This window comes from Pseudomonas sp. NFPP07, assembly GCF_900115645.1.
Classification (GTDB): Bacteria; Pseudomonadota; Gammaproteobacteria; order Pseudomonadales; family Pseudomonadaceae; genus Aquipseudomonas; species Aquipseudomonas chlororaphis.
In genome coordinates this window covers 88,258-108,895 of sequence record NZ_FOXG01000008.1, presented here as the reverse complement: position 1 = coordinate 108,895, position 20,638 = coordinate 88,258, and the positions used below count along the sequence as shown (strand labels likewise).

The window sequence follows — 20,638 nt, the reverse complement described above, 5'->3', positions numbered from 1 at the left end:
GCTTCGCTACTACATAAGAGCCGGAAGAGCCGCAAGAGGCGGTAATGGCCGGGTTCAACCCCTTGCCTGAATGATCGGAGATACACCATGTGCCTGGATGACTTCACCCACAGCCGTCGCGACTTCCTCAAGCTCAGCGCCTTGCTCACCGCCGGCGGCGCCTTGCCGCTGCTGGGTAGCCTGCAGGCCCGCGCCGCCGCGGAGCCGGACGCGCCGGTGCGCATCGGCTACCTGCCGATCACCGACGCCACGCCTTTGCTGGTGGCCCATAACAACGGCCTGTTCGAGGCTGAGGGCATCCGCTCCGAGCGCCCGGTGCTGCTGCGCAGTTGGGCGCAGGTGATCGAGGCGTTCATTTCCGGGCAGGTCAATGTGATTCACCTGCTGTCGCCGATGACCGTCTGGGCTCGCTATGGCAGTAAGGTGCCGGCCAAGGTGGTGGCCTGGAACCACGTTGGCGGCTCCGGCCTGACCGTGGCGCCGGGCATCACCGAGGTGCGGCAGCTGGGCGGGCAGGCGCTGGCGATTCCGTTCTGGTACTCGATTCACAACGTGGTGGTGCAGCAACTGCTGCGCGACAACGGCCTGACCCCGGTGAGCCGGCCAGCCAACAGTCCGCTGGCAGCCAACGAGGTCAATCTGCTGGTGCTGCCGCCGTCGGACATGCCGCCGGCCCTGGCCAGCAAGCGCATCGCCGGCTACATAGTCGCCGAGCCTTTCAATGCCCTGGCCGAGGAGCTCAAGGTCGGCCGGGTGCAGCGCTTTACCGGGGACATCTGGCGCAACCACGCCTGCTGCGTGGTGTTCATGCACGAGCAGGACCTGAACAATCGCCCCGAATGGTCGCAGAAGGTGGTCAACGCCATCGTCAAGGCGCAGCTGTGGACCCGCGACCACCGCGCCGAGGCCGCCAGTCTGCTGTCCCGCGACGGCGCCAACCGCTACACCCCGCATGCGCCCCAGGTGCTGAGCCGGGTCCTGGCGCCGAGTGCCAGCGCACGCCAGCAGTACCTGGCCGACGGCGCGATCCAGCACGCGCAGTGGGACGAGCAGCGCATCGATTTCCAGCCGTACCCGTTCCCCAGCTACACCGAGGAACTGGTCAAGCGCCTCAAGGACACCCTGATCGAAGGCGACAAGGGCTTTTTGGCCAGCCTCGACCCGCAGCACACCGCCCGCGATCTGGTGGACGAGCGCTTCGTGCGCAACGCCATCGCGTCGGTTGGCGGGCTCAAGGCATTCGGCTTGCCCGACAGCTTCGAACGCAGCGAGGAGTTCAGCCTCTGATGGCCAAGCGATCCGCATCGAGCCTGCATGGGCTGCTGGGCGTGGCGGGGCTGCTGTGCCTGCTGCTGTTGTGGTGGTTGGGGGTGCGCCTGTTTGGCAGCGCCGACGGGCTCGCGGCGCGTTTTTCGCCGGCGGCGACCCTGGCCAGCCTGCTGGAACTGCTGGGCCGCGCCGAGCTGTACGAGCATGTGCTGGTCAGCCTCAAGCGCATCCTGGTTGGCTTGGCACTGGCCTTGCTGGTCGGCGTGCCCCTGGGCCTGCTGATCGGCAGCTACCGTCACCTGGAGGCGGCCACCACCCCGGCGTTCCAGTTCCTGCGGATGATCTCGCCGCTGTCGTGGATGCCGGTGGTGGTGATGCTGATGGGGGTCGGGGACCAGCCGATCTACTTCCTGCTGGCCTTCGCCGCGGTCTGGCCGATCCTGCTCAACACCGCGGCCGGGGTGCGCCAGCTCGACCCGCGCTGGCTGCAACTGAGCCGCAGCCTCAGCGCCACCCGCTGGGAAACCCTGCGCAAGGTGATCCTGCCGGGGGTGCTGGGCCATGTGCTGACCGGCGTGCGCCTGGCCATCGGCATACTGTGGATCGTCCTGGTGCCCTGCGAAATGCTTGGCGTCAGCGCCGGCCTGGGCTATTTCATCCTCGATACCCGCGACCGCCTGGCCTATTCGGAACTGATGGCCATGGTCCTGCTGATCGGCGCCCTGGGCTTTGCCCTGGACAGCCTGGCCCGTGGTCTGCACCGGCGCTGGACGCACTTGCCGTAACGCCGCGACGGGCGCATTGTCAGTGGGAAGTCTGAAGTCATGCTGGCGTTCGATCCGGCGTTGACGCACTGGCGTATAGAGAAGCGGGCGCCGGTGGCCGGCGTGGGCGTCCAGCCTATCTGGAGGTGCGCCATGAGCCAGTATCAACGCTTGTTGCTGGTCATCGACCCGGCAATGCGCCAGTCCCCCGCGATCCCGCGTGCCGCTGCCCTGGCCAAGGCCAGCGGGGCGAGCCTGCATATCGCGGCCTTGCTGAAACCGGCGTCGATTCTTTCCCTGTTCGAGCACAACGTGCGCAATGAGGCGCGCGAACGTTACCGCCTGGGGCACCAGGAATGGTTGCAGGAGGAGGTGCATCGCCTGCGCGGCCATGGTGTCAAGGTCAACGGCGAGGTGGCCTGGGCCGACGACCTGCTGGAGGAAATCCTGCAGCACGTCGCGGAAATCCAGCCCGACCTGCTGATCAAGGACGTGCAGCACGAACCGGCGCTCAAACGCGCCTTTCTCACGCCGATGGACTGGCACCTGCTGCGCCAGTGCCCGGTACCGCTGTACCTGATGGGTCGCCACGGCCATACGTTGCCGCAAATGGTGGTCGCGGCGGTCGACCCGTCGCGGCCGGAGTACCAGCACAACGGACTCAACGACCGGATCATCCACGAAGCCAACAGCCTGGCCCTGCAATGCGATGCCGAGCTGCACCTGCTGCATGCCTATGACGTGTCGTCGGTCTACCTGGGCGATGCCGGGGGCGGTGGCCTGGTGCTGGCGGACCTGACCCGGGAACTGCGGGTGACCCTGGAAAAAGCCTTCCTGGAACTGGCCGAGCGTTATGGCGTGCCCGAGGAACGCCGGCATTTCATCCTCGGACAACCGGTCACCGTGCTGGCCAACTTCGTCACCGAGAACCAGGCCGACGTGCTGGTCATGGGCCGCGTGCATCGCCAGGGCCTGGAGAAACTGGTGGGCAGCACCACCGAGCACGCGTTGTATCAGGTGCCCTGCAGCCTGCTGGCGCTGTAGCCGGGCGCCTTGGGAGGTGAGACATGAGCGAATATCCGTCATTGCAGATGACCCTGCGCAACCGTCAGGCGGCCGGGCAAGGGCTGGTCGCGCCGTTGCAGAAATACAGCCGCCGGCCCGAGGTGATCGTGCTGGCGTTGCCCCGGGGCGGGGTGCCGGTGGCCTGGGAAATCGCCCGGGCCCTGGAGGTGCGGCTGGACCTGATGCTGGTGCGCAAGCTTGGCGTGCCCGGCCATGAAGAACTGGCGATGGGCGCCATCGCCAGCGGTGGTATCCGCATCCTCAATCAGGACGTCCTGGGCAGCCATCACCTCGGTGATGCCGCGCTGCAAGCGGTGACCATACGGGAAACCCAGGAGTTGCAGCGCCGCGAACGGGTCTACCGTGGCGACCGGGCCGCGCCCGACCTGCGTGACCAGGTGGTGATCCTGGTGGACGACGGGCTGGCCACCGGCGCCTCGATGCACGCCGCGGTACAGGCGACGCGCCTGCAGCACCCGGCGCGGATTGTGGTGGCCGTGCCCCTGGCGCCCCAGGAAACCGTCGACACCCTGAGTTTCGAGGTCGACGAGCTGATCTGCCCGATCACGCCCCTGTGGTTCGTGTCGATCGGCAATGGTTACGCGGACTTTGCCCAGACCTCGGACGAGGAGGTGATCGACCTGTTGCAGCGCGCCTGGCAGCGACCCTGCGAAGGCGGTTCGGCATGAAGGCCCGGGCTGCCTGAACGCGGGCGCTCCGGAACCAAAACCGCCGTTGCCCCTCCAAGCTGTGCCCGGCGCTGCGTGCAGGCCGGGCGAGGGATCCATGGGCGAGGGATTTTTGCCATTGAGGTGACGACCGCAACGGTCCGGCACAGGGCAAAACATGAAACAAGGCTTCAAGCTTCTCTGCGCAGTGTTGCTCGCCGCTGGTCTGGGCGGTTGCATTGCTGCTCCCATCGAAATGACCGCGCAGACCGAGCAACGCCTGCGCGCCCAGGCGCCGATCCGCTTTCTGTTGACCTTCGACGACGGCCCCAGCGCTTCCAGTTTCTACAACCCGACCGAACGGGTGCTCGACGACCTGCTCGACAACCCGTTGCAACCGGCGATCAAGGCGGTGTTCTTCGTCCAGACCCGGGCCTCGCGGGCCGGCGGCAGCGACATCGGCCGACAGCTGATGGCCCGCGAACATACCGAGGGCCATGTGCTGGGCTTTCATACCGCCACGCCGAGGCACACCAACCATCGCTCGCTCGCCCCGCCGGAACTGGAGGCGTCCCTGAACAACGGCAGCGCCGATATCGCGCTGATCACCGGCGTGCCGCCGAGCCTGGTGCGCCCGCCATTCTGGAACTACGACAAGCGCACCTTCGCCGCCTACCAACGGCATGGCCTGCATGTGCTGCTCACCGACCTCAGCGCCAACGATGGCAAGGTCTGGGGTTTCAACGCCAGCCCACGGCGCCGGGCCAATATGCTGCGCCAGCTGTCGGAAGTGCGCGAACGCATTGCCCTGGGCCAGTTGCCGACGGTGGACGGAGCGATCCCGCTGGTGGTGACCTTCCACGACCTCAATCGCTACACCGCCCGCCACACCCGGGAATACCTGCAGATCCTGCTCGACAGCGCCCAGGCCACTGGCCTTGCGACTGCGCCCAAGCCGTTCTACGACGATACCGCGGCGCTGCAACGGGCGGTCATGGCCCGCACTGTCAGCAACAGCGAACAGCCGGTGCGGTTGCCGGGGCTGTGGAACTGGCTGTGGGACAGGAATTCCCACTGAGCAGGCGTGACCGTTCGCATTGGACAAGACATGACCGTCGGTCCGCCAGTGCCTCGCCAGGATCGAATAAAACGCTGATTTTACAGTCACATGGGTGGTTGCAGGTGCCGGCGCCGCCGGTTCGCACAGGGCCCGCTGCGTTGCCGGGCAGCTTTGCCAACCCATCGTTCTGACCCAGGTTCTAGGACACTTCCATGAAGCGACTCGCGACACTCACCCTGACCCTTTGCTCCACGCTGCTGCTGGGTGGCTGCTACCCCCATTGGGAGGACGGCCGACGCTACGATCGCGACCATGACGGTTGGCGCGACCACAGCCGTTATGACCGCGATTACTACCGCGACCGCGATCGTGACGACGACCGTTACGACCGCCGCTACGACCGGCGGGACAAGGACGGGCGCTATCGTCGCGACCGTGACGATGACGACGATGATGATTGAGTCGCCGGGCGCTTTTCGCCCGACCTGACAACGGCGCCCGAGGGCGCCGTTGTCGTGTGTGCCGGGCGTTACTTCACCGCATAGAACTTGCGCACATAGGCTGTGCTGTGCCACGCGCAGGGCGTGCCCTGGGCAACGAACAGCGTAGCGCCGGGGCCGGCGCTCAGGCGGCTGCCGTCCGCGCCCTCGAGGGTCACGCTGCCTTCCACCAGGTGCATCAGTTCATTGAGCTTGTGCGGCCGGCCATGGCGGCGGTACGGCGTGGAATCCCAGACCCCGATCCGCAGGTCGCAGGCGTCGTCCTCGAAGGCGTTGCGCGAGCGGCATTGCGGTTCCGCGCCGATCAGGATCTGCGGCTCGGGAGCCGCCGAGGGCGAGAGCATGGCCCGCGGGTCGAGCAGCGTCAGGCCCGGTTCGGCGCCCGCCGCGGCACGGTTCACCGCGCAGAAGGCCCAGAGCGTGCCGGGCTCGGCCTCGAGCTTGAAGGCGCTGCCGCGGCCGATCACCACGCTGGCGCCGGGGGCCAGTTCCAGGGCCAGTTCCCCAGACGGCTCGGCGCTGTAGAGCAACACCTTGCCGGTGTGCACCACGAGCATTTCGATGTGGGGGAAATCCTCGCTGGCAAAACGTCCGCTGGTGCGCACGACACCGGCGGCAATGCCGTCGCTGCCGTTATAGGCGACCAGCCGATCGGCGCCGAAGGGGTCGTCACTGCCCAGGGCAGCAGGGGTGAACAGGCTGGCGTCGAAGCGGCCGTCGGCGCCTGCCAGCAGCAAAGCGGCGGGTGTGGACATGTAAAGGACTCTCTGGGGGTGTTGGAAAAAAAGCGCCGCGACCCAGGGGCGCGCGGCGTTGTGGGTCAACCGATGGCCTGGGTCACCAGGGCGAACTGATGCACGTTGCCGAGCGCCCGGGGCGGGGTGCCGCGGGCCATCTGCGCGACCTGGTCGACCTGTTTCAGGCCGGCGCTTTCCAGCCATTTGGCCAGGCCGCAGTCGGCCGGAATATCGATGCGCACGAAGGCATCGGGAACCTTGCTCAGCAGGCTGGCGATCATCTGCCGGGCCTGCTCGGCGGTTTCCGCGACCACCGGGCCGATGCAGCGGCCACGGCCGAACGGCCGCAGCAGGGCAAAGGCGCGCAACTGGCCGTCGCGTTCGATGCCGACGCCATGCTCGACCACCGCGAACAGGTCTTCCAGCACCTGCTGGCGGTCCAGGCCGCTGCCGGCGTTGGCCAGGCTCAACTGGCGCAGGCGGTCGGCCTTGCGCAGCGGCCGGCAGCTTTCACCGGCGGGCAGGGCGCCCACCTCCGGCACCCGCACCTGGCCCTGATGCTGCTGGATCACGCCGAACTCGACGAAGCCCTGGCTGGCATACAGCGGCGCGCCGGCCAGGGTGGCGTTGAGGATCGGCGTGCGCGACTCGCAGGCGTGCAGGGCCTTTTCCATCAGGGCCCGGCCGATGCCCTGGCCCTGGTAGTCGCCGCTGACGATCACCAGGCCGATGGTGGCGTAGTCCCCCTGCAGGCAAGCGAAGGCGCTGCCGATCAGGCGCTCGCCGTCTTCCACCACGAAGCCCTGGCCGACCCGCTGCAACATCGCCCAGTCTTCCAGGCGATGGGGCCACTTCAATTGCACGGACAGGGCGTGGGCCGCCGGCAAGTCGGCGACAGTCATCGGGCGGTACACATAAGCAGGGCGAGGGGTGGCGGACATGGCAAGACTCCGTGAAAAAGATAAGCGCGATCGTCGGCGATGCGCCTGTATCCCATCTGCGATCACGCCTGGCAAGAGCCCCGCGGCGATTCGGCAGAATCCCTAAAAGACCGGCCGGCAGACCACAGTAACTACTTAAAAGGGGCCCAAGGTCGGCAGCAAATGCTTGAGCTTTTTTCCTAGGATGGAGGCCTGGTTTTTACCGGCCGGGCCGGCCTTCGCCGACCTTATTGCCGCCTTCAAGTGGAGTGCTCCATGGATAGCTTCGATCCTCGTCTTGTCGCTGTGCGCAGCGCTCATTTCATTGCCGGCCAGTACCGCGACGCCGCGCCCGGGCTGGAGGTCTCGCGACCGTCGGACGGCCAGGCCTACGGGCAGTTGCCGATCGCCGACGCCGGGCTGGTGGACGAGGCGGTGAACAACGCCTGGCAGGCATTCGCCCGCTCCGACTGGGCCAGCCGTCCGCCCCGGGAGCGGGCGCGGGTGATGCGGCGCTGGGCCGACCTGGTGGAAGCCGACGCGGCGATCCTGGCGCCGCTGGAGGCGGTGGGCTCGACTCGGCCGCATCAGGATGTGATCGGCTGGGACATTCCCTATGTCGCCGAAGGCATCCGCTTTTTCGCCGAGCTGGCGGACAAGCACGGCGGTTCGCTGGCCGCCACCCAGACCGACCGCCTGGGCATGCAGATCGCCGAACCCTACGGGGTGATCGCCGCCATCGCACCGTGGAATTTCCCGCTGAGCATGGCCTCGTGGAAAGTCGCCCCGGCCCTGGCCGCCGGTAACGCGGTGGTGCTCAAGCCGTCGGAGTTGACGCCGTTTTCCAGCCTGCGGTTCGCCGAACTGGCGCTGCAGGCGGGGGTTCCGGCGGGCATCTTCAACGTGGTGCAGGGCGACGGCCGGGTCACCGGCGACGCCCTGTGTCGCCATCCGCGGGTGGCCAAGGTGACCTTCACCGGTTCCACCGCCACGGGGTCGAGCATCATGTCCACCTGCGCCCTGGTCGGCCCCAAGCCGGTGACCCTGGAGCTGGGCGGCAAGAGCCCGCAACTGGTGTTCGCCGACGTGCCGGACCTCGCCAGGACCGCGCGCACCGTGGCCATGGCCATTACCGGCAATGCCGGGCAGGTGTGCGTCTCCGGCTCGCGGCTGCTGATCGAGCGCTCGGTCATGCAGCCCTTCGTCGAGCACCTGCGGGCGTACTTCGAACAATTGCGCCCGGGGCCGACCTGGTCGTCGGCCAGCACGCTGTCGCCGATCATTTCCCGGCAGCAGGCGAACCGCATCGACGGCATCGTCCAGCGTTCGCGCCAGGCCGGCGCCGAGGTGCTCTGCGGCGGCGGGCTGTTCGACGGCCTGGGCGGCGCCTATTACCAGCCGACCCTGCTGACCGGCCTGGACAACCGCAACCCGGCGGTCTGCGAGGAGATCTTCGGCCCGGTGCTGACGGTGCAGGCCTTCGACGACGAAGCCGAGGCCCTGGCCCTGGCCGAGCATGCCACCTACGGCCTGGCCGCCGGAGTACACACCGCCGACATCAACCGCGCCCTGCGCCTGGTCCGGCGCCTGGAAGCCGGCACGGTGTGGGTCAACCGCTACGGGCGCAGCAACGACTACATCCTGCCCACCGGCGGCTACAAGCGCTCCGGCATCGGCAAGGACCTGGGGCGCGAAGCCTTCGAGGCCAACCTGCGCTTCAAGAGCGTGCTGATCGATATCGCCGGCTGAAAACCGTGATCGACAGGGGCGGGTGAGCGGCGCGGTACGAAGTATGCATTGAACCTGCCGGCGCGGCCGCAGGCCGGCCGCCACCGGTTGTGGATCGACCGGCAGACACTCTGCGATTCAGCGAAACGGGCGCTTCCAGACGGGGGCGCCCGTTTTCGTTGGGGCCGGCGCAGGTTCTGCGGCGACCGGGCCCGGACTTGAGCCCCGGCGGCCGGCAAAGGTCCATAAAAGCGCATGAATACGGGCTTTGCCCAAGGCTGGCGCGCCCCGCAAAGTCTGCTGAGGGCGCCCCGAAAAACGGTGGTTTGTATCGAGCAGCCCGCGCTTTTAACGCCATCTGCTGATTTCACGGTGTTGTAATGAAGCTGTGATTGCAACGCTGCATCAGGGCTCCGGCAGCCGCGCTCTTGCGTGTCACGCCATGACCTCAACGAACTTCAGGACCGCACTCAATGAGCTTTCTTCGTCCCAAATTCATTACGTTCGACTGCTACGGTACGCTGACCAACTTCCACATGGGCACCATGACCCGCGAGCTGTTCGCCGACCGCGTCGGTCCTGAACAGATGGACCAGTTCGTCAAGGACTTCTCGGCCTACCGCCTGGACCAGGTCATGGGCGACTGGAGGCCCTACGACGAGATCCTCAAGACCGCACTGGCGCGGACCTGCAAGCGCTGGGGCGTCGAGTACCGCGGCGAAGGCCAGCTGTACTACGACGCCGTGCCGACCTGGGGCCCTCATCCGGACGTGCCGGCCGGCCTGTCGAAGATCGCCGACAAGATCCCCCTGGTGATCTTCTCCAACGCCAGCGACAGCCAGATCATGTCCAACGTCGACAAGCTCGGCGCGCCGTTCCACAAGGTCTTCACCGCCGAGCAGGCGCAAGCCTACAAGCCACGCCTGGCGGCCTTCGAGTTCATGCTCGACAACCTCGGCTGCGGCCCGCAAGACATCCTGCATGTGTCCTCCAGCTTCCGTTACGACCTGATGCCGGCCCACGACATGAAGATCAAGCACAAGGCTTTCGTCGCCCGTGGCCACGAACAGCCGGCCAACGCCATCTACGGCTACCAGCAGATCCCGGACATCGGCGGCCTGGCTGGGCTGGTCGGGCTCTGATCGGTCATGGGCGTTCTTCAAGGCAGGGTCAGGGAGTCAGGCATGGGCAGTGAATCCTATTGGCTCGACAGTGCGCCGGCCTTCACCGGGGCACAGAGCGGCGCGCTGCCGGACAGCGTCGACGTGGCGATCGTCGGTGGCGGTTTCACCGGGCTGTCCGCGGCCCGCGCGCTGGCCATGAAGGGCGCCCGGGTGGTGGTGCTGGAAGCCGGGCGGGTGATCGGCGAAGCCTCCGGGCGCAACGGCGGCCAGTGCAACACCGGGGTGGCCCAGGATTACGCCGCCCTCAGCGCCAGCCTCGGCGCCGAACGCGCGCGGGCCTATTACCAGGCCTATGAGCGGGCGGTGCAGAGCGTGGTGGCGCTGGTGGCGCAGGAGGGCATCGGTTGCGACCTCAAGCGCAACGGCAAGCTCAAGCTGGCGGCCAAGCCCCTGCATTACGAAGGGCTGGCGCGCACCTGCGAGCTGATCCGCCGCGAGGTCGATGCCGATGTCGAGCTGCTGTCCGCCGAGCAGGTGCGCGGCGAAGTCGATTCTGCCGGTTTTCACGGCGGCCTGTTGCAGCGCAACGGCGTGCAGATGCACGTCGGGCGCTTCGGCATCGGCCTGGCGCACGCCGCGGCGCGCCATGGCGCGCTGATCTATCAGGACTGCGCGGTCCAAGGCTGGCAGGGCAACAGTGGCGGCTACCGGCTCGACACCGCGCGCGGTTCGTTGCAGGCGCGGCAGATTCTGCTGGCCACCGGCGCCTGCCAGCATGGCGACCTCGGCTGGTACCGGCGGCGCATCGTGCCGGTGGGCAGCTTCGTGGTGACCACCGAGGTGCTGCCGCAGGCCCTGGTCGAGCGGCTGCTGCCGCAGCAGCGCTCCTATGTCACCAGCCGCACCATCGGCAACTACTTCCGCCTGACCCCGGATAACCGCCTGCTGTTCGGCGGCCGGGCGCGCTTCGCCATGTCCAGCCCGAGTTCCGATGCCAAGAGCGGCAAGGTGCTGCAGGCGGCCATGGTGCAGATGTTCCCGCAACTGGCCGGGGTCGCTATCGACTACTGCTGGGGCGGGCTGGTGGACATGACCAGCGACCGGCTGCCCCGGGCCGGCGAACGCAACGGCATCTACCACGCCATGGGCTACAGCGGCCATGGGGTGCAGATGTCGGTGCACATGGGCCAGGTCATGGCCGAGGTCATGGACGGCGCCAATCCATCCCTCAACCCCTGGCAAGACCTGGCATGGCCGGCGATTCCCGGGCACTTCGGCAAGCCCTGGTTCCTGCCGCTGGTAGGCGCTTACTACCGCTTCCAGGACTATCTGCACTGAGTTTGCTTCACCGTCGTTTTGCGTTTCCAGGACGCTCCGGTCAACCGCGAGCACTCGAGCCTTCTCATTATTCGACAGGTAGAACTGCTATGACTGACAACAAAGTCGATCCGCAACTGATTTCCGGCGAAGAAAGCCTGCGGGTTTTCGAAGGCCTGAACCGTGGCATGTCCCGTCGCAGCGCCTTGCGCATGCTCGGCGTGGCCGGTGTCGCCGCCGCGGGCGCCGGCAGCCTGTTCGGCAGTGCCGGCACCTTGCTCGCCAGCGACAGCGCGGCGCCAGCCAAGGGCAAGCCGGGCGGGCGCATCCGCGTCGCCGGGATGTCCAGTTCCACCGCCGACACCCTCGACCCGGCCCGGGGCGCGCTGTCCACCGACTATGTGCGGCACTTCATGTTCTACAACGGCCTGACCCGCTTCGACAGCCACCTGGTGCCGCAGCTGGAACTGGCCGAGCGCATCGACAATACCGACGCCACCCTCTGGATCATCACCCTGCGCAGGGACGTGACCTTCCACAACGGCAAGGGCCTGACCGCCGCCGACGTGGTGTTCTCGCTGTCGCGGCACAAGGACCCGGCCACCGGTTCCAAGGTCATGCCGCTGATGGAGCAGTTCGCCGAGATCAAGGCCACCGGCACCCATGAGGTGCAGATCCGCCTCAAGGCGCCGAACGCCGAGCTGCCGTCGATCCTCGCGGTCTCGCACCTGCTGATCGTGCCCGAAGGCACCACCGACTTCAGCCAGGGCATCGGCACCGGGCCGTTCAAGGTCAAGGAGTTCAAGCCGGGCGTGCGCTCGGTCTCCGCGCGCAACCCGAACTACTGGAAGCCGGGCCTGCCGTACCTGGACGAGATCGAGTTCATCGCCATCGCCGACGAGCCGTCGCGGGTCAACGCCTTGCTCTCCGGGGACGTGAACCTGATCAACGAGGTCAACCCGCGTTCCACCGCGCGCATCGCCGCCAGCGCCGGGCACCGGGTGGTGGACGCGCCGTCGGGCAACTACACCGACCTGATCATTCGCCAGGACCAGCTGCCCGGCCAGAGCCCGGAGTTCACCCAGGCGCTGAAGCACCTGCTGGACCGCGAACAGGTCAAGTCCGCGGTGTTCCGTGGCTACGCCGTGGTCGGCAACGACCACCCGATCGCCCCAGGCTCGCGTTACTACAACGCCGACCTGCCGCAGACCCCGTACGACCCGGAAAAGGCCCGCTTCCTGCTGAAAAAAGCCGGCATGGAGAAGGTCAGCATGCCACTGGTGGCTTCGCCGGCCGCCACCGGTTCGGTGGACATCGCCGTGCTCTTGCAGCAGTCGGCCAAGCAGGCCGGGCTGACCCTCAACGTCAACCGCCTGCCCAGCGACGGCTACTGGTCCAACCACTGGATGAAGCACCCGCTGAGCTTCGGCAACATCAACCCGCGGCCGAACGCCGACGTGATCTTCTCGCAGTTCTTCCAGTCCAGCGCGCCATGGAACGAATCGGGCTGGAAGAACGAGCAGTTCGACCAGTTGCTGATGCTGGCCCGCGGCGAGACCGACGACGCCAAGCGCAGCACGATGTACGCCGACATGCAGACCCTGGTGCACGACCACTGCGGCATCGGCATCCCGGTGTTCATCAGCAACATCGACGGGGTCGACCAGCGCATCAAGGGCTATGGCAGCAACCCCCTGGGCGGCTTCATGGGCTACATGTTCGCCGAGCAGGTGTGGCTGGACGCGTGAGGGGCGAAAGCAGGTTCCGTCGGGGCTGCAAGGCAGGAGGGAAGGGCGATGAATAGCAACACACTGTGGTTGATCGCGCGGCGCATGGGCGCCGCGGTCGTGACCTTGTTGATCGTGTCCATGGTGGTGTTCGCCATCACCGCGGTGCTGCCGGGGGACGCGGCGCAACAGGCCCTGGGGCAGTTCGCCACGCCGGAACAGGTGGCGGCGCTGCGCCTGAAACTGGGCCTGGACCAGCCCGGTGTGGTGCGTTACCTGCACTGGCTGTTCAGCCTGCTGGCCGGCGACATGGGCACCTCGGTGTCCAACGCCATGCCGGTCAGCGAGCTGATGGCCGGGCGGGTGCCCAACACCCTGATGCTGGCGGCGGTGACCGCGGTGGTCTCGGTGCCGCTGGCGCTGACCCTGGGCATCGGCTCGGCCATGGGCCGCGGCGGGCGCCTGGACAGCCTCCTGAGCTTCATCACCCTGGCCCTGGTGGCGGTGCCGGAGTTCCTGGTGGCGACCCTGGCGGTGCTGGTGTTCGCGGTGAACCTGGGCTGGCTGTCGGCCTTGTCCTACGCCAGCGAAACCCACTCGCCGCTGCAGTTCCTGCGCACCTACGCCTTGCCGGTGATGACCCTGTGCTTCGTCATCGTCGCGCAAATGGCGCGCATGACCCGCGCCGCGGTGATCGACCAGCTCGATAGCCCCTACGTGGAAATGGCCCGGCTCAAGGGCGTCAGCCCGGTGCGCATCGTGCTGCGCCACGCCTTGCCCAACGCCATCGGGCCGATCGCCAACGCGGTGGCGCTGAGCCTGTCGTACCTGCTGGGCGGGGTGGTGATCGTCGAGACCATCTTCAACTATCCCGGGATCGCCAGCCTGATGGTCGACGCCGTGACCAACCGCGACATGGCGCTGGTGCAGGCCTGCACCATGCTGTTCTGCACGGCCTACCTGGGCTTGGTGCTGATTGCCGACCTGTGCGCGATTCTTTCCAATCCGAGGCTGAGAAACCAATGACCAATCTCATGGTGAAGTCGACGCCGGCCACGCCTGACCTGGCGCTGGGCAAGGTGTCCCACGGGCCTTCCTGGCTCGGCCTGACCGGGGCCGCGATGTGTGTGCTGTGGCTGCTGGTGGCGCTGTTCGGCCCCTGGCTGGCGCCGCACCCGGTGGGCGAAGTGGTGTCCGTCAATGTGTTCGACGCCATGGGCGCGGCCTATCCGTTCGGCACCGATTACCTGGGCCGCGACATGCTCAGCCGGGTGCTGGTGGGCGCGCGGTTCACCGTCGGCCTGGCGCTGATTTCCGCGGTCCTGGCCAGCGGCCTGGGCACCGCCTGCGCCTTGCTCTCGGTGGTCGCGCCGAAATGGCTGGATGAAGTCATCAGCCGCCTGATGGACGCCTTTATCTCCATCCCCAGCAAGATGCTGGCGCTGATCATGGTCTCGGCCTTCGGCTCCTCGGTGGTGCTGCTGGTGTGCACCGCGGTGCTGAGCTTCACCCCCGGGGCGTTCCGTATCGCCCGCAGCCTGGCGGTGAATATCGAAGCCCTGGAGTACGTGCAGGTGGCCCGCACCCGCGGCGAGCGCCGGCTGTACATCGCCTGCGCGGAGATCCTGCCGAACATGCTCAACCCGGTGCTCACCGACCTTGGCCTGCGCTTCGGCTTTATCGTCCTGCTGCTCAGCGGCATGAGCTTCCTTGGCCTGGGCGTGCAGCCGCCGGACGCCGACCTCGGTTCGCTGGTGCGCGAGAACATCGGCGGCCTCAACCAGGGCGCGCCGGCCATCGTCATCCCGGCGCTGGCCATCGGCACCCTGACCATTGGCGTGAACCTGTTCATCGACAGGATCTCGTCGCGCCGCAGCCGCCGTCCGGGAGGTCATTGAAATGAGCCAGTTGATTCGAGTGCAAGACCTGCGGGTGGTCGCCGACGGCGAGGGCGGCGAAGTGGAGATCGTCAAGGGCGTGAGCTTCGCCCTGGAGCAGGGCGAGGTGCTGGCGCTGATCGGCGAGTCCGGCTCGGGCAAGACCACCATCGCCCTGGCCCTGCTGGGGTATGCCCGCCGCGGTTGTCGCCTGGCGTCCGGGGTGGTGCGGGTCGGCGAACACGACATGCTGGCCCTGGGCGAGGAGCAGTTGCAGGGCCTGCGCGGCAATCGCGTGTCCTACATCGCCCAGAGCGCGGCGGCGGCCTTCAACCCGGCGAAACGCCTGCTCGACCAGGTGCTGGAGGGCGCCCTGATCCATGGCCTGGACAGCCGCGCCAACCTGGAGGCCAAGGCCATCGAACTGTTCCGCGACCTGGCCCTGCCGGACCCGGAACACATCGGCCAGCGTTACCCGCACCAGGTCTCGGGCGGCCAGTTGCAACGGGTGATGGCGGCCATGGCGCTGATCAGCGACCCGCTGCTGGTGATCCTCGACGAACCGACCACCGCGCTCGACGTCACCACCCAGATCGACGTGCTGCGCGCCTTCAAACGGGTGGTGCGCGAACGCGGGGCCACGGCGGTGTATGTGTCCCACGACCTGGCGGTGGTGGCGCAGATGGCCGATCAGATCGTGGTGCTCAACGGCGGCCAGATCCTCGAACAGAGCGCCACCGCGCCGCTGCTCGAGGGCCCGGCCCACGATTACACCCGCAGCCTGCTGGCGGCCGCGCGCCCGGACTCGACCATTCGCCCGCCCAGCGATATCGCCGAGGACCAGCCGCTGCTGACCATCAAGGGCCTGACCGCCGGCTACGGCAACAAGAACCTGCAAGGCATGCCGATGATCCGCGTGCTGGAGGACATCGACCTGACCGTGCGCCGTGGCCAGGCCATCGGCGTGATCGGCGAGTCCGGCTCGGGCAAGTCGACCCTGGCGCGGGTGGTGGCCGGCCTGCTGGCCCCGGCCCTGGGCAACCTGACCTTCGACGGCCAGCCCCTGGGCGGCAGCCTGTCGAGCCGCACCGACGAGCAGTTCCGGCGGATCCAGATGGTGTTCCAGAACGCCGACACCGCGCTCAACCCCATGCACAGCGTCAGCGCCATTCTCAGCCGGCCGCTGAAGATGTATTTCGGCCTCAAGGGCGCCGCGCTGCGCCAGCGCATCGACGAGCTGCTGGACCTGGTGCGGCTGCCGCGCACGCTCGCGCAGCGGCGGCCCAACGAGCTGTCCGGCGGGCAGAAGCAGCGGGTCAACCTGGCCCGCGCGCTGGCGGCCAAGCCCGACCTGATCCTTTGCGACGAGGTGACGTCGGCCCTGGATACCGTGGTCGGCGCGGCGATTCTCGAACTGCTGCGTGACCTGCGCCAGGAGCTGGGGGTGTCCTACCTGTTCATCAGCCACGACATTTCCACGGTGCGCGCGCTGTGCGACGACATCGTGGTGATGTACAGCGGGCACAAGGTCGAGGCCGGCGGCCGCGCGGCCTTCGGCCAGGCGCCGTTCCATCCTTATACCGACCTGCTGATCCACTCGGTGCCGGAGCTGTGCCAGGGCTGGCTGGAAAGCTGCGGCAGCACCTGCGCCAGCCTGCCGCCGATCGGCGCCAAGGCCAATGTGCCGGAGCTGTGCACCTTCCTCAATCGCTGCCCGGTGCGCATCGACGGCCTGTGCAACCGCACCGCGCCGAACCGCCGCGCCATCGACGGCGGCAGCGAGATCCTCTGCCACCGCGACAGCGGCGAGCTGCTGCAGAGCCAACAGAACTTCAATGGCATGACCGAGGGAGCCTACGCATGAAGGGGCGTTTTGTACGGCTGGGCGAGCGCGAACGGGCGCCGGTACGGCTGCGGGTGGACGGGGAGCCCATCGAGGCATTGCAGGGCGACACGTTGATGGTGGCGTTGCTGACCCAGGGGGCGGCCCTGCGCCAGTCGGAGTTCGATTCCGGCCGGCGCGCCGGCTTCTGCCTGATGGGCGCCTGTCAGGACTGCTGGGTCTGGACCCGCGCCGGCGAGCGCCTGCGCGCCTGTTCCAGCGAGGTCCGCGAGGGCCTGGACATTCTCACCACACAACCGGAGGCGATATGGCCACTGCACGGCTGAACATCCCGTCCGGCAGCGCGCCGCGGGTGGTGATAGTCGGCGCCGGCCCGGCCGGCACCCGCTGCGCCGAAACCCTGCTGGCGGCCGGCATCGTGCCGACCCTGGTCGACGAAAACCGCCGTGACGGCGGGCAGATCTACCGTCGCCAGCCCGAAGGTTTCCGCCGCGACTACGCCACCCTGTACGGCAGCGAAGCGCACAAGGCCCGGGCCCTGCACGACAGCTTCGAGCGCCTGCGCCCGCGCATCGACTATCGCCCGGACACCCTGGCGTGGAACCTGACCCCGGGGCAGCTGTGCTGCGTCAGCCAGGGCCGGCACTTCACCCTGGACTACGACGCGCTGATCCTCTGCACCGGCGCCACCGACCGCCTGATGCCGCTCGAAGGCTGGCAACTGGCGGGCACCTACAGCCTCGGCGGCGCGCAGATCGCCCTCAAGGCGCAGTCGGTGTCCATCGGCCACCGCGTGGTGTTCATGGGCAGCGGGCCGCTGCTGTACCTGGTGGCCAGCCAGTACCTCAAGGCCGGGGCGCAGGTCGCGGCGGTGCTCGACACCTCGCCGCTGGGCAAGCGCATCGGCGCCTTGCCGAAGCTGCTGGCGCGCCCGGGATTGCTCTGGACCGGCATGAAGCTGCTGGCGCGGCTGTGCCTGGCCCGGGTCCCGGTGCACCTGGGCATCCAGCCGATCCGGGTACTGGGCGATGCCCAGGGCGGGATCAGCCTGGTGCAGGTCAAGACCGCCAAGGGCGACAGCCTGGATGTCGAGTGCGATGCCCTGGCCCTGGGCTATCACCTGCGTCCGGAAACCCAGTTGGCCGACCTCGCCGGTTGCCGCCTGGCCTTCGACCCGGCGTCCAGCCAATGGCTGCTGGAACTCGACGAGGCCGGGCGCACCAGCGTCAACGGGGTCTACGCCGCCGGCGACGGGGCGAAGATCCGTGGCGCCGACGCCGCCGAACACGCTGGGCGCCTCTCGGCGCTGGCACTGCTCGAGGATCTGCAACTGCCGGTCAACGCCGCGGAACTGGACGAACAGCGCCAGGCCCTGGCGGTGATGGACCAGTTCCGCCTGGGCCTGGCCCAGGCCTTTCCCTGGCCGAGCGCCCAGGCCAAGGCACTGCCGGACACGGCCATCGTCTGCCGGTGCGAGATGATCAGCGCCGGCGAACTGCGCCGCACCGTGCGCGAAAAGGGCGCCTGCGAGGTCAACCGCGCCAAGGCCTTCAGCCGGGTCGGCATGGGCCGCTGCCAGGGCCGCTACTGTTCCCAGGCCGGGGCCGAGGTGATCGCCGCCGCGGCCGGGGTCGCGGTACAGGAGGTGGGCCGGCAGCGCGGCCAGGCCCCGGTCAAACCCCTTTCGATGCTCACCGGGGAGGTGACGCCATGACCGTGCAACAGTCCGATGTGCTGATTGTCGGCGGCGGCCTGATGGGCTCGGCGGCGGCGTTTTTCCTGCGCCGGCGCGGCCAGTCGGTGACCCTGCTGGAGCGTGACCAGATCGGCCAGTACGCCAGCGGGGTGAACTTCGGCAACGTGCGGCGCCAGGGCCGTTATCTCGGCCAGCTGGAGCTGGCCAACCGTTCCTGGGCCCTGTGGAAGCGCCTGCCGGAACTGATCGACGACGACCTGGAGTTCATCGCCAGCGGGCATATGCGGGTGTGCTACCGCGAGGACGAGATCGCCGAACTGGAAGCCTATGCCGCGGCGCCCGAGGCGCGTGAGCTGGACCTGCAGATCTACCGCGGCCGCGAGCTGCACGAGCGTTTTCCGTTTCTCGGGCCGGACGTCAAGGGCGGCTCCTACGCGCCCCATGACGGCCATGCCAACCCGCGCCTGGCGGCCCCGGCCTTTGCCCGGGCGGCGGTGCGCGCCGGGGCGCGGATCGAAGAGCGCACCGAGGTGAGCGAGGTGCAGAAGGTCGGCGGCGGGTTCCTGGTCGGCACCACCGATGGTCGCCAGTTCAGCGCCGAACGCCTGCTGATCACCGCCGGCGCCTGGGGCCAGAAGCTCTCCGAGCAGTTCGGCGAACCGGTGCCGCTGGACACCAACGGTCCGCAGATGGCGGTCACCGAGCCGGTGCCTTACGCCTTGCCGACGGTGATCGGGGTCTACACCAAGATCCCCGAGGAGGTGATCTACTTCCGCCAGATTCCCCGCGGCAACATCATCATCGGCGGTGGCTACCGCAGCAAACCGGACATGCTCACAAGGCGCGCCCAGGTCGAACCGCGCAGCATCCTCAACCAGATCCAGCAGATGCGCCGGCTGCTGCCGGGCGTCGGCAACCTCAACATCATCCGGGTGTGGAGCGGCATCGAAGGGTATCTGCCCGATTCGCTGCCGATCATGGGCCCCAGCGGCCAGGTCGACGGCCTGTACTACGCCTTCGGTTTCTGTGGCCATGGCTTCCAGCTCGGCCCGGGCGTCGGCGACGTGATGGCCGAGCTGATCGCCACCGGCAGCACCGGCACCTCGATCGACGCCTTTTCGATTCGCCGCTTCGCCGGCACCACCGCACAACGGAGTAAGGCCTCATGAAACCCCGGGTACTGGAGATCTTCAAGCGCCTGATCGCCTTCGACACCGTGTCCTCGGAGTCGAACCTGGCGCTGATCGAATACGTGCGCGAGCTGCTGCAGAGCAAGGGCATCGAGTCGCTGATCGTCAAGGACGAAAGCGGGCGCAAGGCCAACCTGTTCGCCAGCACCGGGCCCCGGGAACTGCCGGGGGTCCTGCTGTCCGGGCACACCGACGTGGTGCCCGCCGCCGGCCAGGCCTGGAGCCTGCCGGCGTTCCAGGTCACGGAGCAGGGCGGGCGCCTCTACGGGCGCGGCAGCTGCGACATGAAGGGGTTTATCGCCCTGGCCATAGACGCCATGCTCGATGCCGCGGACTGCACCTTGAGCCGGCCGCTGCAACTGGCGCTGTCCCATGACGAGGAAATCGGTTGTGTCGGCGTGCGACGGCTGCTGGACGTGCTGCACCTGGCGCCGGTGCGGCCGTTCCTGTGCCTGATCGGCGAACCCACCCACATGCAGTTCGTGCTCGGGCACAAGGGCAAGGGCTCGTACCGCGCCCATTGCCGTGGCCAGGAAGCGCATTCTTCCCTGGCGCCGCTGGCGGCCAATGCGATTCACCTGGCCTGCGATTTCATCGCCGGTTTGCGCGACAGCCAGCAGCGCCTGCGCGAGCAGGGCGCGCGGGACGCCGACTACGACATTCCCTACAGCACCGTGCACGTCGGGCAGATTGGCGGGGGCAAGGCGCTGAACATAGTGCCGAACCTGTGCACCCTGGATTTCGAGGTGCGCAACCTGCCGGCGGACGATCTCGAGCAGTTTCTCGAACAGATGCGCGAACGCGCCGAGCTGATCGTGCGCGAGGCGCGCCAGCTTTCCGAGGTGGCGGCCATCGAGATCGAAACCCTGAATGTCTACCCGGGGCTGGAGACCCATCCGAGTGTCGAGGCGGTGCGTTTCCTCCATGACTTCGCCGCGCCCGGCACCGGCTACGCCAAGGTCGGTTTCGGCACCGAAGGCGGCCTGTTCAACCAGCGCCTGGACATCCCGGTGGTGGTCTGCGGCCCGGGTTCCATCGAGCAGGCGCACAAGCCCGACGAGTTCATCGAGGTCAGCCAGATGGACGCCGGCCAGCGTTTTCTCGAAGGCTTGCTGGGTTCCCTGAAACGCTGAGCCGTCACCTGTAGCCGCTG

Annotated in this window: 19 protein-coding genes; 17 read left to right on the top strand and 2 right to left on the bottom strand. The window is 67.8% G+C overall.

Annotated elements, in window-relative coordinates; all coding sequences use genetic code 11:
• Positions 1-87 precede the first annotated feature (87 nt).
• From BM019_RS21085 to BM019_RS21060, 6 genes are all read left to right on the top strand, one after another.
• Positions 88-1,287, top strand: a complete 1,200-nt coding sequence (locus tag BM019_RS21085) for an ABC transporter substrate-binding protein (protein WP_092419920.1) — start codon at positions 88-90, stop codon at positions 1,285-1,287.
• Positions 1,287-2,054 (top strand): ABC transporter permease, encoded by a 768-nt coding sequence (locus BM019_RS21080; RefSeq protein WP_062825972.1) that lies wholly within the window; start codon positions 1,287-1,289, stop codon positions 2,052-2,054. The genes BM019_RS21085 and BM019_RS21080 overlap by 1 nt, the downstream gene beginning before the upstream one ends.
• Positions 2,055-2,186: 132 nt before the next feature.
• Entirely contained in the window at positions 2,187-3,077 is an 891-nt protein-coding gene (locus BM019_RS21075) for a universal stress protein (RefSeq protein ID WP_053261340.1), read from the top strand.
• A gap of 23 nt (positions 3,078-3,100) precedes the next feature.
• Complete coding sequence (locus BM019_RS21070; RefSeq protein WP_009044037.1) at positions 3,101-3,787, top strand: phosphoribosyltransferase; 687 nt, start codon at positions 3,101-3,103, stop codon at positions 3,785-3,787.
• A 157-nt stretch (positions 3,788-3,944) separates the two neighbouring features.
• Positions 3,945-4,844, top strand: coding sequence for a polysaccharide deacetylase family protein (locus BM019_RS21065; protein WP_092419917.1), 900 nt, complete (start codon positions 3,945-3,947; stop codon positions 4,842-4,844).
• 194 nt (positions 4,845-5,038) lie between these two features.
• Positions 5,039-5,287 (top strand): hypothetical protein, encoded by a 249-nt coding sequence (locus BM019_RS21060; protein WP_009044034.1) that lies wholly within the window; start codon positions 5,039-5,041, stop codon positions 5,285-5,287.
• Positions 5,288-5,355: 68 nt separating this feature from the next.
• Here BM019_RS21060 and BM019_RS21055 read toward each other — a convergent pair whose 3' ends face one another.
• Positions 5,356-6,081 carry a cupin domain-containing protein gene (locus tag BM019_RS21055; RefSeq protein WP_092419914.1) on the bottom strand — a complete coding sequence of 242 codons (726 nt, stop codon included), beginning with the start codon at positions 6,079-6,081 and terminating at the stop codon, positions 5,356-5,358.
• Between the two features lie 65 nt (positions 6,082-6,146).
• Complete coding sequence (locus tag BM019_RS21050; RefSeq protein ID WP_092419911.1) at positions 6,147-7,004, bottom strand: GNAT family N-acetyltransferase; 858 nt, start codon at positions 7,002-7,004, stop codon at positions 6,147-6,149.
• A 255-nt stretch (positions 7,005-7,259) separates the two neighbouring features.
• Here BM019_RS21050 and BM019_RS21045 point away from each other — a divergent pair, with 255 nt between their 5' ends.
• The 11 genes from BM019_RS21045 (at position 7,260) to argE (ending at position 20,618) form a co-directional block, all read left to right on the top strand.
• Entirely contained in the window at positions 7,260-8,732 is a 1,473-nt protein-coding gene (locus BM019_RS21045) for an aldehyde dehydrogenase family protein (RefSeq protein ID WP_092419908.1), read from the top strand.
• 452 nt (positions 8,733-9,184) lie between these two features.
• Positions 9,185-9,853, top strand: coding sequence for a haloacid dehalogenase type II (locus BM019_RS21040; RefSeq protein WP_053261333.1), 669 nt, complete (start codon positions 9,185-9,187; stop codon positions 9,851-9,853).
• Between the two features lie 42 nt (positions 9,854-9,895).
• Entirely contained in the window at positions 9,896-11,173 is a 1,278-nt protein-coding gene (locus BM019_RS21035; protein WP_092419905.1) for an NAD(P)/FAD-dependent oxidoreductase, read from the top strand.
• An 89-nt stretch (positions 11,174-11,262) separates the two neighbouring features.
• A complete protein-coding gene (locus BM019_RS21030; RefSeq protein WP_092419902.1) occupies positions 11,263-12,900 on the top strand; it encodes an ABC transporter substrate-binding protein in 1,638 nt (545 codons plus the stop codon).
• A 48-nt stretch (positions 12,901-12,948) separates the two neighbouring features.
• Entirely contained in the window at positions 12,949-13,905 is a 957-nt protein-coding gene (locus BM019_RS21025; RefSeq protein ID WP_092419899.1) for an ABC transporter permease, read from the top strand.
• Positions 13,902-14,777, top strand: a complete 876-nt coding sequence (locus BM019_RS21020; RefSeq protein ID WP_092419896.1) for an ABC transporter permease — start codon at positions 13,902-13,904, stop codon at positions 14,775-14,777. The genes BM019_RS21025 and BM019_RS21020 overlap by 4 nt, the downstream gene beginning before the upstream one ends.
• Position 14,778: 1 nt before the next feature.
• The gene (locus BM019_RS21015) at positions 14,779-16,620 is read left to right on the top strand and encodes an ABC transporter ATP-binding protein (protein ID WP_062825960.1); all 1,842 of its coding nucleotides are present in this window, start codon (positions 14,779-14,781) and stop codon (positions 16,618-16,620) included.
• On the top strand, positions 16,617-16,925 hold the full coding sequence (locus tag BM019_RS21010; protein WP_092419893.1) for a (2Fe-2S)-binding protein: 309 nt from the start codon (positions 16,617-16,619) through the stop codon (positions 16,923-16,925). The genes BM019_RS21015 and BM019_RS21010 overlap by 4 nt, the downstream gene beginning before the upstream one ends.
• Positions 16,907-18,313, top strand: a complete 1,407-nt coding sequence (locus BM019_RS21005; RefSeq protein WP_092419890.1) for an FAD/NAD(P)-dependent oxidoreductase — start codon at positions 16,907-16,909, stop codon at positions 18,311-18,313. The genes BM019_RS21010 and BM019_RS21005 overlap by 19 nt, the downstream gene beginning before the upstream one ends.
• Positions 18,310-19,464 (top strand): NAD(P)/FAD-dependent oxidoreductase, encoded by a 1,155-nt coding sequence (locus tag BM019_RS21000; protein ID WP_092419887.1) that lies wholly within the window; start codon positions 18,310-18,312, stop codon positions 19,462-19,464. The genes BM019_RS21005 and BM019_RS21000 overlap by 4 nt, the downstream gene beginning before the upstream one ends.
• The gene (gene argE / locus BM019_RS20995; protein WP_092419884.1) at positions 19,461-20,618 is read left to right on the top strand and encodes an acetylornithine deacetylase; all 1,158 of its coding nucleotides are present in this window, start codon (positions 19,461-19,463) and stop codon (positions 20,616-20,618) included. Before BM019_RS21000 ends, argE begins: the two co-directional genes overlap by 4 nt.
• The last annotated feature ends 20 nt before the right edge of the window (positions 20,619-20,638 follow it).